Source organism: Psychromonas sp. KJ10-5, from assembly GCF_055808325.1.
The window spans coordinates 1,694,577-1,712,047 of sequence record NZ_CM147864.1 but is presented as its reverse complement, the minus strand read 5'-3'; the positions used below and the strand labels follow the sequence as shown (position 1 = coordinate 1,712,047).

Sequence of the window (17,471 nt, the reverse complement as noted above, 5' to 3'; positions counted from 1 at the left end):
TTTTTAAATAAAACTACCTTCCTATGACACCTTGATTTTCAATAAACTAACTAATCTAACCTATTAAATCTAATAGAACTTTTTTACTTTTTCTCTTTTTTATATTTTATCTCAATATAAGTAATTTTTTTATCTTTAAGTGGATTAATTGAGAGTTACACACTAGGCTCATTAATTGAATAATCCTATTTACCCCCTTATTTTGAGAAACTATATGACCATTAATTTACGGTTAGTCATTGGCTTTGGTGTTGTTATTTTAATGATGCTTGTTTTGAACTTTATTAGTATTCACCGAGTTAACTTTATTGATTCAACGATCACACAGATAACCGATGTAAACTCTGTTAAACAACGTCATGCTATCGATTTCCGAGGTAGTGTCCATGATCGCGCTATTGCGCTTCGTGATATTACGTTAGCTAGGACAGAAGTGGAGCTAAATACAGCTATTGATGATTTACAACGACTAGGTAAAAGTTATCAGCGCTCAGCGGTAGAGATGGATAAGATTATCTCGTCTGATAAAGCGACTAACAAAGAGAAAAACATTTACGAAAAAATTAAAAAAGTTGAATCTCAAGCAATGCCATTGGTGTCTCTAATCATTGAAGCTAAGCGAGCTGGTGGTATGACTGAAGCTAATAATATACTACTTAATCAGGCAAAGCCTGCTTTTGTATCTTGGCTATCTACCATTAATCAGTTTATTGATTATCAAGAATTGGCGAATCAAAATGCAACAAAGGAAGTAAGGCTTGTTGCTAGTACATTTCAAGGATGGATGCTTAGTCTAACAAGTATTGCGATTATCTTAGGGGGATTCATTGCATACCGTATTAGTTACCAAGTCAAGATGTCTGTTGGTGGAGATCCACAAGAAGCGGCAAAAGTAGTCTCTAAGATTTCTCAGGGCAATTTAGCTGGTGAGGTAAAGTCATGTTGTCCTAACAGTATGATGGCTTCTATCGGAGTCATGCAGCAGCAACTAAAATCAACAGTGAATAATATTATGGCTTCTTCTTCTGAATTATCGGAGCGAGCTACTTCAGTTGCAGCCGGTTCTTTACAAGCATTAACGGCCGCTGATAAACAAGTCGAACAGACTCATAGTGCACAACTAAGCCTAGAGTCGATGAGTCAGAGCATAGATAATGTTGTTGATACAGTGAGACAAACTGAGGACAACTCAAAGGTTACTGCAGAGTTAACACAACACGGTAAATCAGCAGTTCAGAATGTCGCGACTGAAATTGAAAACATATCCACCACGGTTAATTCTACAGTTAAACAAATCAGTGTATTACAAGATAGAACACGAGAGATTGGTGAAATTATTAATGTAATTCGAAGTATCTCTGATCAAACAAATTTATTAGCATTAAATGCAGCAATAGAAGCTGCTCGTGCTGGTGAATCTGGCAGAGGGTTTGCCGTTGTTGCTGATGAGGTACGTCAATTAGCGATAAGAACAGGCGATGCGACTGGTGAAATTGAAGCTATGATTAACCAAGTTCAGGGAGATACAGAAGCATCTGTAGCTGCAATGGAAACAACCGTACCACAAGTTGAAAAAGGATTAACGTTAACTCATCAAGCCAATGAGTTACTAAATGATATTCAGCGCCAAGCAGATGATTCCTTAGTTAAAGTGCTTGAAGTGGTCAGTGCAACTAACCAACAGGTTGCTACTATATATGAGGTCTCTAAAGGAGTTGAAGCGATATCTGTTATGTCGAAAGAGACAAGTGAAACTTTACAAAATAACTTCAATCAAGCAGAGTTATTGGAAACCTTATCTAAAAGCCTAAAAAAAGAGACTGAATACTTCAGTGTTTAAATACGAATCAAAGCGAAAAAAGGGGGGGGGTATAGCGTTAATAACCTCTTTTTTACGCTTATATTGTATGATTTATTATTCGATTTTTGATTATACTCTGAGCCGTAATTAAGAGAATAAATTATTCCGTTATTGGGTGCTTAACATCCAAAATTATCAACGCATAAACTCTCCTAACAAAAACTTGAAATACCCTACAGAGTGTTATACGTGCTCAAAAATAGTTATTTTAAGTCAATAAAATGTCATTTATTAATCAATTTGAATAAATGGTCAAGATTGCTTAGCACCAATAAAGAGCGTTACTTGACCTTTTGGTCAGCAATGATTTCCCTTTTAGCTATTCATATCGCACATTTTTTAAACTTCCAGCCTTTTTATTACCCTTCTCTTTCACCAATTTGGGGCATTAAAGCACCAAAATTGGACTATTTTTGGATATCAATTAACCATAAGTTGTATTGATTTTGATCAATATTTGTTAGATGGTTTAAGTAGCGATTGGGTTCATGGAGCGGTAATAACCCATTTAATAAAACACCTATTGAGCAAATAGTTTACCGAGTTTAAAGGATTAAATTGATGGATAAGAAACAGATTAAATACTCAAGTTTAGCGTTGATCATGCTTGCTGGTAGCACTAGCTTACAAGCTGAAACTTCTATCCAACATGATTGGGTTGCGGACCAAGAATACAAACTCACCATATTACATACCAATGACAATCATGGCCATTTTTGGCAAAACAAATACGGTGAATATGGCATGCCGGCTAGGGCAACATTAATTAACTACATTCGTGCCGAAGTTGAGGCCGATGGTGGCTCAGTTTTATTGCTGTCTGGTGGTGATGTTAATACTGGTGTGCCTGAATCTGATCTGCTTGATGCTAAGCCTGATTTTATTGGTATGAATATGATTGGCTATGATGCAATGGCTGTAGGCAACCATGAGTTTGATAACCCTTTAGACGTTCTCGCTCAGCAAGCAGACTGGGCTAACTTCCCCTTTTTAGCCGCTAATATTTATAAAGATGGTAAGCGTATGTTTGATGCTTACAAAATTTTTGATAAGGCTGGTATTAAAATAGCCGTGATCGGTTTAACTACTCAAGATACGGTTAAAATTGGCAACCCAGAATTTATTAAGCAAGTTAAATTTACTGACCCTAAAGTAGAAGCTAAGCAAGTGATTGCTGAATTAAAAGCAAGTGAGAATCCTGATGTCATCATAGCAGCAACACACATGGGGCATTACCTTAATGGCGACAGTGGTGCGAATGCACCGGGAGATGTGCAATTAGCTCGTTACCTTGAACCTGGTGACCTTGATATGGTCGTTGGTGGACATTCTCAAGAGCCTGTTTGTATGGAGGGTAAAAACCAATATGCAAAATTTAGTGCAGGTGATGATTGTACGCCAGACCAACAAAATGGCACTTATATTGTGCAAGCACATGAATGGGGGAAATATGTAGGACGTGCAGATTATACTTTTAAAAATGGCAATTTGACTTTGCAGTCATATAAATTGATTCCCGTTAACCTTAAACAAAAAGTGGTTGGTGAAGATGGTAAAAAAGTACGTGTTTTTGTAGAGCAAGAGATTACACAAGATGAAAAAGTACTTAACACCTTAAAACCATTCCAGGAGCAAGGCCAAGAAGCGTTGAATATCGTTGTAGGTAGGAGCGATGGACTTTTACAGGGCGAGCGAAAAGTCGTGCGTAATAACCAAACTAACCTTGGGTACTTAATTGCAAGCTCACATAAGCAACGCGTACAAGCTGACTTTTCAGTCATGAATTCAGGTGGCATACGTGCTTCTATTGAAGCCGGTAATATTACTTATAAAGATATTTTAACTGTGCAACCTTTTGCTAATACTATTACTTATGTTGATATGAGTGGTGCTGAAGTAATGGAGTACTTAAAACAAGTTGCCACTAAACAGAAAGATTCTGGCGCTTATCCGCAATTTGCTGGTATTACTATGGACGTAAGCGATATGCAGGTTAGTCAGGTGATTATTTCAGGTAAACCAATACAACTTGATCAACAATATCGTTTCAGTGTCCCCTCATTTAATGCCGCGGGTGGAGATGGATACCCGAATATTACTCAGCATACTTCCTATGTAAATACCGGTTATGTAGATGCGGAAGTGTTGAAGGATTATATTCAGTCTCACTCTCCAATTAAGACTGCTGCCTATACACCTATGTATCAATAATCACATACGATTCCCTAATCACTTATGAAATAAAAAGTAAATAATTTATCAGTTAAACAAAACTGTCATAAAGCCCTGTTACTTTCATGCGCTTTGTGACATCTGGCGCGTCTATTTTTATAAGGGTTCGTCATATATCAAAAACATTATATAAGGATGATGAAATGTTAAACAAAACAATGCTCAGCATTGCCGTCGCAACGGTATTAGCTAGCCCTATAACACATGGCGCGACTATCTATGAAAAAGATAATGGTGATAATTTACAAGTCTATGGTGAAGTGGGGGTAGGTGGACATATCGGTGCAGATTATGAGTACGGTGAATTTTATACTGATGATGAATCTTACATTGATGATAGCTTTGCGACCTTAGGGCTAAAAGGTGAATATGACGATGTTTATTATCGTTTAGAGCTGGATTATGAGCGTGAAAACTGGGAGTACGGATCAGGTGATATGGTTCTGGCAATCGATAAATTGTTTATTGGTTACAAGTTTTATAAGCAACATGCTATCGAAATTGGTTTAACCGATACGGCGTTAGACGATTACGATAAATTTGGCGACTTTACTTTTGATACCACTGTAGAAACTGGTGAAGGTGGTGACCAAGAGAATACCGTTAAATATGAAGGCATGATGTCTAACTTCAAGATGGGCCTATCTTATACTTACGATGGTAAAAGCTCTTCTGGCTCTGAATTAGGTGATGTGATCAATGGTTATGTTGGTTACTTTAGTGATTATGCAGATGTTGTCCTGGGTGCAGAAACACGTACCGGATCCGAAGGCATTTCTAAGTATGGTGAGCAAATGCTCTATACCTTAGGGCTACGCGCTTATTTAACAGATGATTTATCAATAGGCTTAAATGGTTTTATTGAGTATGAAGATATTGCACAAGATTCAACACTGGTCTCTATCAGCGATGACCTAGAAGAAACATACAGTTATAACGATTATCAAACCCTCGAGAATAAAGGTGCTTTAATTTCAGCACGCTACATTGCTAATGAAAAAGTAGAATTAACAGGTTCGTTTAACTATGAAGCCTATGAAGAGTGGGATATTTATAGCCCATACGGTGTTGCACCTGATGATGAATATTCATGGGGTAAAGAGCGTATTTGGGGCACATTAGGGTTTAATTTTAAACCTACAAAATCAGTGGTTTTTGCATTGGAAGCTAACTTTGGTGAAGCGGCTCAAGACGCTTATGCATATGGTCGTGTTTATTTCTAATTTGCGAAGCGCAGTTAATAATCAAAGAATAATTTAAGGATAAAGTGATGAGTAAAAATCTAAAAAGGACCACACTAGCCCTCGCTATTGGTGGTATTTTTGCAGCCAATGCTAACGCGGCGATAACCGATATTATTATTAGTGAGTATGTTGAAGGCTCTGGTGATAATAAAGCGATAGAATTAACTAATACAGGTACAAGCAGCTACACATTCACTAGTAATATTGAATTACAATATAGCTCTTACGATAACCAAGTTCGCACACCAGATGGTGACAATGTACTTGATGGTGTAACGATTGCTGGTGGTGCAACATTAGTCATTTATAATAGTGCTGCGGATGCAGATTTATCAGCCGCTATTGCGAGTTCCGCTTCGACTGTCATTGCGGCAAGTTATGACGAGCAATCTTATTATAGTTTAAGTTTTAATGGCGATGACCATGTTGCCATTATTGATACTGATACTAATACTACTTATGACACTATTGGTACTGATGGAACTTACTGGGGTAGTGGTCAAACCTTACGTCGTCGAGCTGGAGAGGGAGGTGCAACACCCGTTCAATCATCATCTTATTCTTCTTCTGATTGGGAAGACTTTGGGGAGGATGTATTTGATGATCTAGGTACTGCAACCTATTCAGATTATGTGGAAGTCGTTGCGTCTACGTGTTCTTTAGATACGCAAACCACCATTGCCGAAATTCAAGGTTCTGATTCAGCTTCTCCAATGATCACTAGTGGTTTTGAGTCAACTGAAAGTTATAATGTCACAGGTATTGTTACTGCCGTTACTACTTACCCTGAAAAAGGTTTCTACTTACAAGATATTGTTTCAGATGGTGATGAAATGACCTCAGATGGTATTTTTGTCAGCACTGCAAATGCAAGTGATGACATGGTTGGTAATACTGTTTGTGTGACTAGTACCGTGACTGAATATTATACATTGACGCAGTTAGAGACTGATGAGTGGGATATCATCGATACCAGTACCTCAGTCCCTGCTGCAACTGATATTGAAATGATTGCTGATGATAACGGATCATTTAATGCCACTTTAGAGCGCTACGAAGGTATGTTGGTTAATTTACCTGAAGATATCGATATGACCACTAGTGGTAATCAAGATATGCGCGTCACTAAAACGTTTGGTTTTAACTACGACAGCTACCGTAATGATTTAATCTTGTCTTATCTACGTCCTAATATGAATCCTACACAAAATAATGTTGCGGGTAGTGATGAAGCATTTGCTGCAGAAGATGAAAATGATGATTATCGTTTAATTATAGAAAGTAGTGAAAGTGCCGATGATGGGGAAATCCCATATTACCCTAACTTTAATTCAAACCCTGAAGATAACTATATTCGTATTGATGATAGCGTGATCGGTATGGAAGGGGTAATTACTTATAGTTACGGTAACTTTAATATGGTTGTGACTAACGAGTTAGTGAGCAGCAACTTTACCCATAATACGGATAGAACATCGTCACCAGATCTCAGTACAACAACTGATGATGATAGCTTTGTGATCAAAGTAGGCACACAAAATTTACTTAATCTATTCAACTCACCATACGGTGGAGATAGCAATAGTTTTGGTGATAATCGTGGTGCTGATGATGAAGATGAGTACACCAAGCAACTTGCTAAATTAGTTTCCGCTATTAAAGGTTTAGATGCTGATATTGTCGGTTTGATGGAAATTGAAAATAATGGCTTTGGTAGCGATAGTGCTATTCAAGCACTTGTTGATGCGATTAATGATGAATACTACGATGAAGATCCTAAAGATGTAGATAGTGATGTGTCAATCAGCAACCGTTATGTATTTGTTGGCTATGATTCAAATAACGACCTAGTGTTAGACGACTTAGATGCCTTAGGCTCTGATGCGATTAGCACAGGTTTATTATACCGCCCAACAAAGGTTAGCATTGAAAGCATGCAAGTTATTTCTATGCCTGAGCAGCATGCACCTGTCGTTGTTAATGATAGTAACGTTGTTGTAAAAGATAGCAGCGGTGAAGTGTTAGAGAGCGGTGATAACTACCAACGAGAAACAATAGCAGCAACGTTTAAAATTCCTAATACAGGCAAAACCTTAACTGTTGCAGTCAACCATTTTAAATCAAAAGGCTCAACATGTTGGGAAGATTGGGATGGTGTTGAGTTTGGCGACGAAAGCACGTGGAGTGATGATGCACCAGATGCTGATTTACAAGGATCTTGTGAAAATCTACGTGTTGCTGCAGCTGTTCAATTAGGTGAAGAACTTGAAGAAATTGGTGGTGACCTTGTTATTGTCGGAGATTTAAACTCTTACGGTAAAGAAGACCCAATCCTAGTATTAACAGAAAATACAACGGGTAAAGAGATCACAACTGCACGTGATACATTCATCGGGGATAAACCACAATTTAATGTAGATGGTTCGGCTGAAACTATCACTAAAACTTATGGTTATCTAAATGCAGTTGCATTAAAAGATGCAGAAAAAGATCAACAAAGCTGGAGTTATTCTTACGATGATGAAATTGGCTCGTTAGACCATATCTTAGTAAGTCCTTCATTAGAAACTCGTCTTATTGATGCCGTTGATTGGCATATCAATGCTGCAGAATCTGCTTTGTACGATTATAACAGTGAATATAAAGGTGATGTACCAGATAACTTCTATGTCGATGATGAATACCGTTCATCTGACCATGACTCTGCAATTATCTCATTAAGCTATGAATATGGTGAGGTAGGTGAAGGCGAGCCAGTTTATCTAACAATCAGCAGTAGTTCAGTGACTGTGCCTTATGTGCTTGCTGAAGGTGCATTGGTCGGTGATGTTGTACAAATCGCTTTATCGTCTTCTGAAGATATGAGTGATGTTGTATTACCAAACATTACCATTACTGAGGATGATCAATCGTTAGTAGAAATCGAAGTTTATGGTATCGAAGCGGGGACTTATACAGCCAAGATGACACTAACACGTGATGCAGAAGTGCTTTCTGAATACACACAATCGATGACTTTTGAAGCGGCCTCTGAAGATTCAACTTCTGCAACAATTGCTCCAGCTGAGGAATACGATGGTTCTGGTGGTGGTTCGTTTGGATTGTACAGCTTATTGTCGCTTTTCGGTTTAGCATTCTTACGTCGCCAAAAAGCAAAAATCTAACAGGGATCATAATGATGCCAATACAGTGTCAATTAACACTTTGTTGGCATCGCTATAACGTTTACTTTTAAATGGTATTTTAAGAGAGATAAAATGGATAATAAATTAAAAGCAGCATTACTGTTATCATTGATGGGTGGGTTAACGGCTTGTGAAAGCAGCGATGACAACTCAACGATCACGAGTAATGACTATATTACAGCGATTCAAGAAAGTGAGTCGACTGAAGAAGCAACAGACATCGAAGACGAAAGCAGTACTGACGACAGCACAAGCGAAGATGCAAGTGATGATAGTACTACAACTAGCTTATTATTAAATGGTGATTTCGAAAGTTGGACAGAAGGTGTACCCGATAGTTGGACAACCATTGAAGATGGGATCACTGTTGCACAAAGCACCGATGTATTTAATTCAGGTGAAAGTTCTGCAGAAATTACAGTTACAACAGCCACACAGGGGGACACAGATTTTCGTCAATCGTTTGATGTTGAAGCGGGAGTTACTTACACAGTAACCACATGGATTTATCATACGGAAGGCATGGTCAGTGCTCGTTTGTATGTGGATGGCTATCAAAACTATTCTGATGCAGATTTAGTTTATCAATGGCAAGAAATGACTTATAGCTATACTGCTGATGAAGATAAGAACATCGAAGTAGGCTTGCGTTTTTATGATCAAACTGGTTTTGATGAAGAAGAGATTGTTTATGTAGATAGTTTCTCGTTTATTACTGAAAGTGAAGACGATACAACAGAAGAAGCTACTGACGAAACATCAACAGAGGAAGTCGTAGAAGAAACTACGGAAGAAACCACGACTGAAGAGTACACAAGTGACGAGAGCGAGAGCACTTTATTACTTAACGGTGATTTTGAAAGCTGGACTGATGCTGCACCTGATAACTGGACAACTATTGATACAGGTATCGTGGTTTCTCAGAATACAAGTACCTACTACGAAGGGACTTCTTCGGCACAAGTGTCTGTTAATACGGGAACTCAAGGCAGCACTGATTTTCGTCAAAGTATTGATGTGGTGGCGGGTTCTACATATACCTTTACTACTTGGATTTACCATACCGATGGTTTTGTAAAAGCAAGGTTGTTCCTTGGTGATTATGCCACTTATTCTGATAATGCAATTTTGAATGAATGGCAAGAGGTGACTGCTACTTATGAAGCTTCAGAGACTACAAGTATAGAAGTGGGAATGCGTTTTTACGACCAAACTGGATTCACCGATTCTGAGATCGTTTATATTGATGGTTTGTCAGTGACTACTGGTTCAAGCTCAGATACTTCTGTTTACTATGCGAGTGCTGAAGGTCTATCTGGCCTTGAGTTAAAAACTGCGTTATATAACATCATTAAAGACCATACCACTAAAACTTACAGTAATATTTGGGATTTCATGGGGACGAATTCATTAGATAGCTACTATGAAAATGATGGTACTATTTTAGATATGTATTCTGAAAATGTATCGACATCAGATAGTTATAACTATACGCCTGTTACTGATCAGTGTGGTAATTATATTGATGAAGGGAGCTGTTATAATCGTGAGCATTCATTTCCAAAGAGTTGGTTTGACGACGAATATCCAATGTATACAGATATTCACCATATCTATGCCACTGATGGTTATGTGAATGGTCAACGTAGTAGTTATCCATACGGTGTAGTTGGAACAAGTACATATGTTTCAGATAATGGCAGCAAAGTAGGCTCTGCTAGCAGCGACTTAGGATATTCTGGTACGGTATTTGAACCAATTGATGAATTTAAAGGTGATTTTGCACGTGCTTATTTCTATATGGCAACACGATATGAAGATATTATTTCTACTTGGGAAGCTAATTCTGACAATGCAGCTGCAGTTTTAGATAGTAGTTCTGATTATGTATATGAGGAATGGGTAATAACACTGCTTAAAGAGTGGCACGAAAGTGACCCAGTAAGTCAAAAAGAGCTTGATAGAAATGAAGCGGCTTATGAGTTTCAGGGTAATAGAAACCCATTTATTGATCACCCTGAATACGTCAGTGAAATATGGGCTGATTAAGCAATTAATAAAATCGTTGTAAGTCAATTAACTTACTCTATTTCCACTTCCCAAAGGCCTGTATTGTACAGGCCTTTTTATTATTCTTTTACTGCATTCATCTCCATAGCCTATTAAGTAACCTACTGCAGTTTTTATGAGCTGTGCCGTTTATAATCTATTTCACACATCAGCCTATCTCAATAAAACAACTTATCTCATCACGCTTAAAATTTAATCAAGTGATTGATTGTTAAGCTTAAAAGTTAAAGTTCCATAAATATTAGTCATTATTAAATCATTTATTTGGAAAGTTTTAAATATCAACTTATTATGCAAAAAGTATGCGATTTATATCTATTTTGTATGCATTTATTGTTGCTTTATAGACCCGCTTTAAGTCTATTAAGTGATCTCAAGCGTGTAGTATCAATCACATCAATAAGGGATCTATTTTTCTGGTTAAACGACTTATTTTCATGTTTTGTCGTTAAGGGAAGAACCATAATAGGGACAACCTTTTATTATTTCCTCTAACAGTTATGCCTTACCATTAATCTTCATAGGTATTCATTTACGGGGTAAGTTAAGTTCTTTGTTTAACCCAAATCTAGTTCAGCTGCTTGTTGTGCTTGATATCAATTATTATAAAAAGAGATGCACGTGGTATTTAAAACATTAAATTAAGGAACTTTTCAATGTTCAAAAAATCGATTCTTTGTATGTCGATAGCAACCGTATTAACTCATTCTGTTGCGCAAGCTGCCACTATTTACGAGAAAGAAAATGGCGATTACTTAAAGGTATATGGTGAAGTTGGTGTAGGTGGTCATTTTGGGGCTGATTATGAATATGGGGAATTTTATACGGACGAACAATCATATATTGATGATAGTTTTGCCACATTAGGATTAAAAGGTGAAACCGAAGGGATTTATTACCGTTTAGAGCTTGATTACCAACGTGAAAACTGGGAATACGGTTCGGGTGATATGGAACTGGATGTAGATAAACTATTCTTAGGTTATAAGTTTTACAAGCAGCATGCTATTGAGGTTGGTTTAACCGATACCGCATTAGATGATTACGATAAGTATGGTGACTTTACCTTTGATACGACAGTAGAAACTGGTGAAGCGGGTGACCAAGACAATACGATTAAATACGAAGGTGTGGCTGACGCGTTTAGAATGGGTATCTCTTATACCTATCAGGGCGAGAGCTCATCAGGTTCTGAGCAAGGTGATATTATTAATGGTTATGTTGGTTACTTCAGTGACGTTGCTGATGTGGTGATTGGCGCAGAAACACGTAGAGGATCTGACGGTGCTTCAAAATACGGCGAGCAAAACTTGTTTACTTTAGGTTTACGCGCGTATGTATTAGAAGACTTAGCGATTGGTGTAAATGGTTTTATTGAGAATGAAGATATCTCACAAAACAATACAACAGACACTGATGGCGATACAATTTACAACGATTACCACACACTAAAAAATAAAGGTGGTTTAGTCTCTGCACGCTTTAATGCAACAGATAAAATTGAACTGACAAGCTCAATTAACTATGAAGAATATGAAGCCTGGGATAGCAGCAGTGCTTACGGTGATGGAGTTGATTATTCTTGGGGTAAAGAACGTATTTGGGGAACTGTTGGCATCAACTTTAAACCTAGTCGACCAATTATTTTAGCCATAGAGTTAAACGTAGGTGAAGCTGCTCAAGATGCTTATGCTTACGGACGTGTTTATTTTTAATTGTTAACCAGCACAGAGGTTAGTTAATAAATGCAGTTATAAGTAATAAAAAAGCTATCAAACTGAGTTTGATAGCTTTTTGTGTTTTAGGTGTGGATATCACTTATTTGTATAGAGTACGTTCAGTATTTAAGCCTTTAATCAAACTTACGCACATAATAAGCAATACAAAGGTGAAAGGTAGTGCTGTGGCGACTACACCTGACTGTAAAGCTTGTAATGCTTCTTTACCACCAATCCATAACATTACCGCTGCAATAGCACCTTCTGTTGTTGCCCAAAAAATACGTTGTGGCACAGGGGCATCAATTTTTCCGCCTGCCGTAATACTATCTATTACCAGTGAGCCCGAATCAGAAGAGGTCACAAAAAAGATCAATATTAATACAATCGATAAAACTGAAATAACATTTCCAAAAGGAAGTTGATCATAAACGTGGAACAAAGTTAACGAGATATCTGTTAAGCCATTAGTACCTAGTTCACCTACTTTATTAACCACTTGATCTAATGCAATACCACCAAATACGCCCATCCAAATGATGGTTAATAGTGTCGGCACAAAAATCACACAAAAAAGGAATTGACGGACGGTACGGCCTTTAGAGACGCGAGCAATGAACATACCAACAAATGGTGACCATGAAATCCACCATGCCCAATAGAATACAGTCCAGCCATGCATCCAAACTTCATCTTCACGGCCATGGGGATTACTTAATGGGATAATATTGTTTAAATAAGCCATTAATGTTTCTGGAATAGAGATAATAACGACATCAAAGCTCACCGCGGTCACAAATACCAGTAATGCAAAGGCAAAAAACATATTGATATTACTGAGTAGCTTTACACCTCCCTCTATACCACGAATAATAGATAAAATAGCAATGAAAGTAACAAAGGCAATCACAGCGAACTGCATACCAATACCGCCGTCAGTTCCAAATACATGATTGATACCACTGGTTGCTTGTTGTGCTCCTAACCCTAATGAGGTCGCTAGACCAAATAAAGTGGCTAATACCGCTAAAATATCGATGATATGACCTAACCAACCCCAAGCTCTATCACCAAATATCGGATAGAAAACCGAGCGAATCGATAGAGGTAAACCTTTGTTATAGGCGAAAAAGGCTAGTGCCAAGGCTACGATTGCATAGATAGCCCAACCGTGAATGCCCCAGTGAAAAATAGTAGTGCCCATAGCTAATGCTTTTGCCTCTGGTGTATATGGCTCAACATTAAAAGGGGTTCCCCACCAATCGGTGAAATAGGCTGTTGGTTCTGCAACTCCCCAAAACAGTAATCCAATACCCATTCCTGCAGCAAATAACATCGCTAGCCAAGAGCCTGTTGTGTATTCTGCCTTGGCTTCTTTTCCACCAATACGAATTTTACCTAATGGACTAAGCATTAAAATGATAGCAAACACCAAAAAGAAGTTAGTTGACCACATAAATAGCAAATCAAAATCTTTCATGATGCCATTTTTAAGGTCATTTAATACTGCTTTCGCTGTTGCTGGTTCAACCATTAATGTCATAGTAATGAATAACAATATCAGGCCTGCACTTATTCCAAATACTGGGTTATGTATATCAAATCCCCATTTTTGAAGGTTATCTTGACCCACCTGGTAGTCGGTTGTCTCAATACTGTATTTATTTTGTTGATTATCCATAATATTTCTAATGTCTGCCCTTAAAGCGATGATTGATTATAAAAAGAGAGGTAAGGAGTTATAAATGAAAATTTAATAAAACTAATTTACTAACGCTAAATTAATATTAACAAAATGAAATCTTTTATCATCTTTTATTACTAATTCGTTCTCATACGGAAAATACACCAAATTGGATCTTTGACTATCATACCAATCACATTCATTAACATTTTTTCGTTCATTCTCAGGCCGAAGATTAACGTAGTTAATTTTTGATAGGTTCAACTTACACCTAAAATTAAGTCATGTTTCATACGCAAAATCAGCGCACTTATTTAATGTCATTGATATTATTAGCTTTGCTAAAATATTAGATAAATTTCAAGTGGGTAGGGTAAATATAAGAGTCAATATATTGTGAAAGGAGAGGGCACGACTGAGAAGTAGAAAAAAGGCTGGAAAACCAGCCTTACTTATTTTGCAACGAACACTAATTAGACATTAGTGTGTAACTTTTAAATCGTAGAAGGTTGCTTGAACATAGTCTTTAGCATTACCGGTTTTGTTTTGGTTGTAGACACCTGCTTTAAAGTACATATATTGCCCGCCTACATCATAGCGACTTTCAGACATATCAACATGTTTAGTGATATCTGCTTTACCTGGACGCATCACTGTTACTGCTAAATCATGTCCAGTGACCTTGATACGGTAGCTGAATTTCTCGCCTAATTTGATACCATCTTCTGGCTCTGCTGGCATTGTATCCTGATTCCAGTAGTTTGGTAATGAGTTACCTATGATATCTACCCATTGCTCTTCTGCTTCACTGTTTGGTTCGTGTGCAAAGTAGATTGCCCCTTTTTCATGTTGTGGTAATTTGCGGTAATACAAACGAATTGGTTCATCGTCATTGGCATGAATTTGGCCTATGATCACTCGTCCTTGTTGCCAGTTAACACCTGTAGTTGTGACGTGATTAACTGCTAGTGTTGCTTCCAATGTACCGTCCACTCCACCGGCATTTTTTAGATCTGCAGCTGGAGCTGTAGAAAATACCCAGTTATTACCGCCCACGCCTTTTGTACTGTATGAAGTATTGCCTCGACGTATCATTTCACGTAATTCTGAACGGGTATATTTAGTGTTTTTAGAGGTTTTAGCTCCTTTAACGGGGGACTTAAAGACCATACCTCCGTCATCGGCTAGATAAAAATATTCTGGATCAGAATAACCTGCGGCTAACGCTTTCTCTTTAATTTGGTCAGATTTACCATTGCCATCAGAGTCAACCGGTACACTGATAGTCCAACCTAATAGGTCAAATTGACTTGCAGGAGACCCTACTGTAGCGAGTATTTTTGTGTCCTTGTCTGCCGTATTTGCACAACCAAGTAATGCAAATGAACAAGCTATTGCAGCTATTTTATAGCTATTTTTAACGACAGTATTAGGAGTTTTTTTAATTAACATGTGAATGCCTATTTTAATAATTGATTGGGTTCAACAGTTAGAAGCACTAATAATATGGTTTGGTTGCTAACCTTTAGAGGAGGAGTAAATTCGTTCGAGATATTATCCATTAACATTATGTGATTAGCTTTATTATCTAATAATGTTCTAACTATGTTTATATTGTCATACATATAGGAAGTGTTTCGTTACTTATCTCTCTAAATTGAGATTTATTTAAAATACTCATCTATTTATTTAATTCTTGAATTAATGGCTATTCTAAGTAATTGAATTTGTAGTTTTAATTAAATTTCAGTGTGTTGCATAACACTTTTGATTTTATTTATACTATTAAGTAATTTGTGGTGACAAAGATCTGATTTTTATATAAGTAAAAGTGAGCAATGTCATAGGAATATATTTTATTATTGTAATACTTAATGTTGTTTGTAATATCTGCGTTGTTTGTCATTGATGCATTAATGATGTTCACAAAATATTGCCACTTTAAATAAGGAAATGAAGACAATGAAAAAGATACTGCTACCTTTACTTACTACCTTACTTCTTAGTCCAAGTGTTTATGCAAAAACATTAAATTTGGGTCATGCCATGTCATTAGAAAGTGCTGCACATAAAGGCATGATGATCATGGCTGAAAAAGTAAAAGAAAAATCGGATGGTGAATTAACTATTCGTATATTTCCGAATGCGCAACTAGGTTCAGAGCGTGACCAAGCTGAACAGGTAGTAACTGGTGCAATTGATATGGCTAAAATTAATGGTGGTTTAGCAGAGTCTTTTGAACCAACGTTTAAAGTGAATGCATTACCCTTCTTATTTCGCGATGTGCCGCACATGAGAAAATTCATGAAAAGTGATGTTGCTGAAGAGATGCTGATGTCGAGTAAAGGCAAAGGCTTTATCGGATTGACATTTTATGATTCAGGCACGCGTAGTTTTTATGCAAAAAAAGCAATTAACTCTCCAGCTGATCTTGCCGGCATGAAAATTCGTGTTCCAGGGTCACCAACTATGATTGAAATGGTTAACTTATTAGGTGGTAAAGCAACACCTGTTCCATTTACTGAAGTTTACACGGCACTACAACAAGGTGTCATCGATGGCGCTGAAAACAATATTTCTAGTTTAGTTGAAATGAAGCACAGTGAAGTTGCTAAGTTTTACTCGATGGATCAACATTTAATGACACCTGATGTGATTATTATTTCTGAAAACGCATTTAACTCACTAACTCCAGAAGAGCAAAAAATATTAAAAGAAGCGGCTGCAGAATCGCTTGAAGAGCAAATCAAAATCTGGGATGCAACTGATGAGATGAATAAAGCGAAGGGAATTAAAGCAGGCGTGACATTTGTAGAAGTGGATAAAGCCCCATTCCGCGCAGCAGTTAAACCTATGATTGATGAAGCTAAGAAAGATCCTAAATTAGCTACATTTATTGAAAAAATTGAAGCGCTTTAAATAAGTAACAGTAACACTATCATTTTGCTCTGGCTTTGCTAGAGCAAAATTTTTGAGGTATGTAGACATGTTAACAACGTTAAGAAACCTATTGGATAGGATCATTCTTGGTATTTCCTCCTTTGCATTGATGCTGTTGGTGGTAACGGTAACTTGGCAAGTTTTTAGTCGTTATGTTCTAAATGATCCGAGTAATTGGACTGATGAGCTTTCTCGTTACATTATGGTGTGGCTTGGTTTATTAGGAGGAAGTTATTTATTTGGAGCAAAAGGGCACTTAGCGATTACGTTGCTTGATAATTACCTCAAAGGTAAAGCACATATAGCATTGCAATTATTGATTAATGCGATCTGTTTTTCATTTGTATCCTTAGCTATGTTAAAAGGTGGCTTAGCATTGATGGAAAGAACAACACAGCAATTATCACCCGCGTTACAACTCCCGATGTCTACTGTTTATTCGATATTACCCATTTCGGCAGTCATTATTCTCATTTATTTAGCTTTAAATACCTTAGATTTATTTAAAAACAAAGCAGTATAAAATTTAAAAGGACT

Annotated in this window: 9 protein-coding genes and 2 pseudogenes; 9 read left to right on the top strand and 2 right to left on the bottom strand. The window is 37.2% G+C overall.

The window, feature by feature from the left end:
* Positions 1-214: 214 nt before the first annotated feature.
* The 7 genes and pseudogenes from AC0L3W_RS07590 (at position 215) to AC0L3W_RS07560 (ending at position 12,307) form a co-directional block, all read left to right on the top strand.
* Complete coding sequence (locus AC0L3W_RS07590) at positions 215-1,840, top strand: methyl-accepting chemotaxis protein (RefSeq protein WP_290039669.1); 1,626 nt, start codon at positions 215-217, stop codon at positions 1,838-1,840.
* A gap of 582 nt (positions 1,841-2,422) precedes the next feature.
* Positions 2,423-4,072 carry a bifunctional UDP-sugar hydrolase/5'-nucleotidase UshA gene (gene ushA, locus AC0L3W_RS07585; RefSeq protein ID WP_473574901.1) on the top strand — a complete coding sequence of 550 codons (1,650 nt, stop codon included), beginning with the start codon at positions 2,423-2,425 and terminating at the stop codon, positions 4,070-4,072.
* A 164-nt stretch (positions 4,073-4,236) separates the two neighbouring features.
* Positions 4,237-5,316, top strand: a complete 1,080-nt coding sequence (locus tag AC0L3W_RS07580) for a porin (protein WP_290039667.1) — start codon at positions 4,237-4,239, stop codon at positions 5,314-5,316.
* Between the two features lie 47 nt (positions 5,317-5,363).
* Positions 5,364-8,501: an ExeM/NucH family extracellular endonuclease gene (locus AC0L3W_RS07575; RefSeq protein ID WP_290039666.1), complete on the top strand. Its 3,138-nt coding sequence runs from the start codon at positions 5,364-5,366 to the stop codon at positions 8,499-8,501.
* Positions 8,502-8,594: 93 nt separating this feature from the next.
* Positions 8,595-9,137 (top strand): annotated as a pseudogene (locus AC0L3W_RS07570) (carbohydrate binding domain-containing protein); the annotation flags it as partial.
* A 231-nt stretch (positions 9,138-9,368) separates the two neighbouring features.
* Positions 9,369-10,571 (top strand): annotated as a pseudogene (locus AC0L3W_RS07565) (endonuclease); the annotation flags it as partial.
* Positions 10,572-11,248: 677 nt separating this feature from the next.
* The gene (locus tag AC0L3W_RS07560; RefSeq protein ID WP_290039665.1) at positions 11,249-12,307 is read left to right on the top strand and encodes a porin; all 1,059 of its coding nucleotides are present in this window, start codon (positions 11,249-11,251) and stop codon (positions 12,305-12,307) included.
* Positions 12,308-12,410: 103 nt separating this feature from the next.
* Here AC0L3W_RS07560 and AC0L3W_RS07555 read toward each other — a convergent pair whose 3' ends face one another.
* On the bottom strand, positions 12,411-13,991 hold the full coding sequence (locus AC0L3W_RS07555) for a BCCT family transporter (RefSeq protein ID WP_290039664.1): 1,581 nt from the start codon (positions 13,989-13,991) through the stop codon (positions 12,411-12,413).
* 483 nt (positions 13,992-14,474) lie between these two features.
* The gene (locus AC0L3W_RS07550) at positions 14,475-15,446 is read right to left on the bottom strand and encodes a polysaccharide lyase family 7 protein (protein ID WP_409439253.1); all 972 of its coding nucleotides are present in this window, start codon (positions 15,444-15,446) and stop codon (positions 14,475-14,477) included.
* Positions 15,447-15,956: 510 nt separating this feature from the next.
* On the opposite strand from AC0L3W_RS07550, the gene AC0L3W_RS07545 reads away from it, so the two are divergent.
* Both AC0L3W_RS07545 and AC0L3W_RS07540 read left to right on the top strand, forming a co-directional pair.
* Positions 15,957-16,913 (top strand): TRAP transporter substrate-binding protein, encoded by a 957-nt coding sequence (locus AC0L3W_RS07545; RefSeq protein ID WP_290039662.1) that lies wholly within the window; start codon positions 15,957-15,959, stop codon positions 16,911-16,913.
* A gap of 67 nt (positions 16,914-16,980) precedes the next feature.
* A complete protein-coding gene (locus AC0L3W_RS07540; protein ID WP_290039661.1) occupies positions 16,981-17,457 on the top strand; it encodes a TRAP transporter small permease in 477 nt (158 codons plus the stop codon).
* The last annotated feature ends 14 nt before the right edge of the window (positions 17,458-17,471 follow it).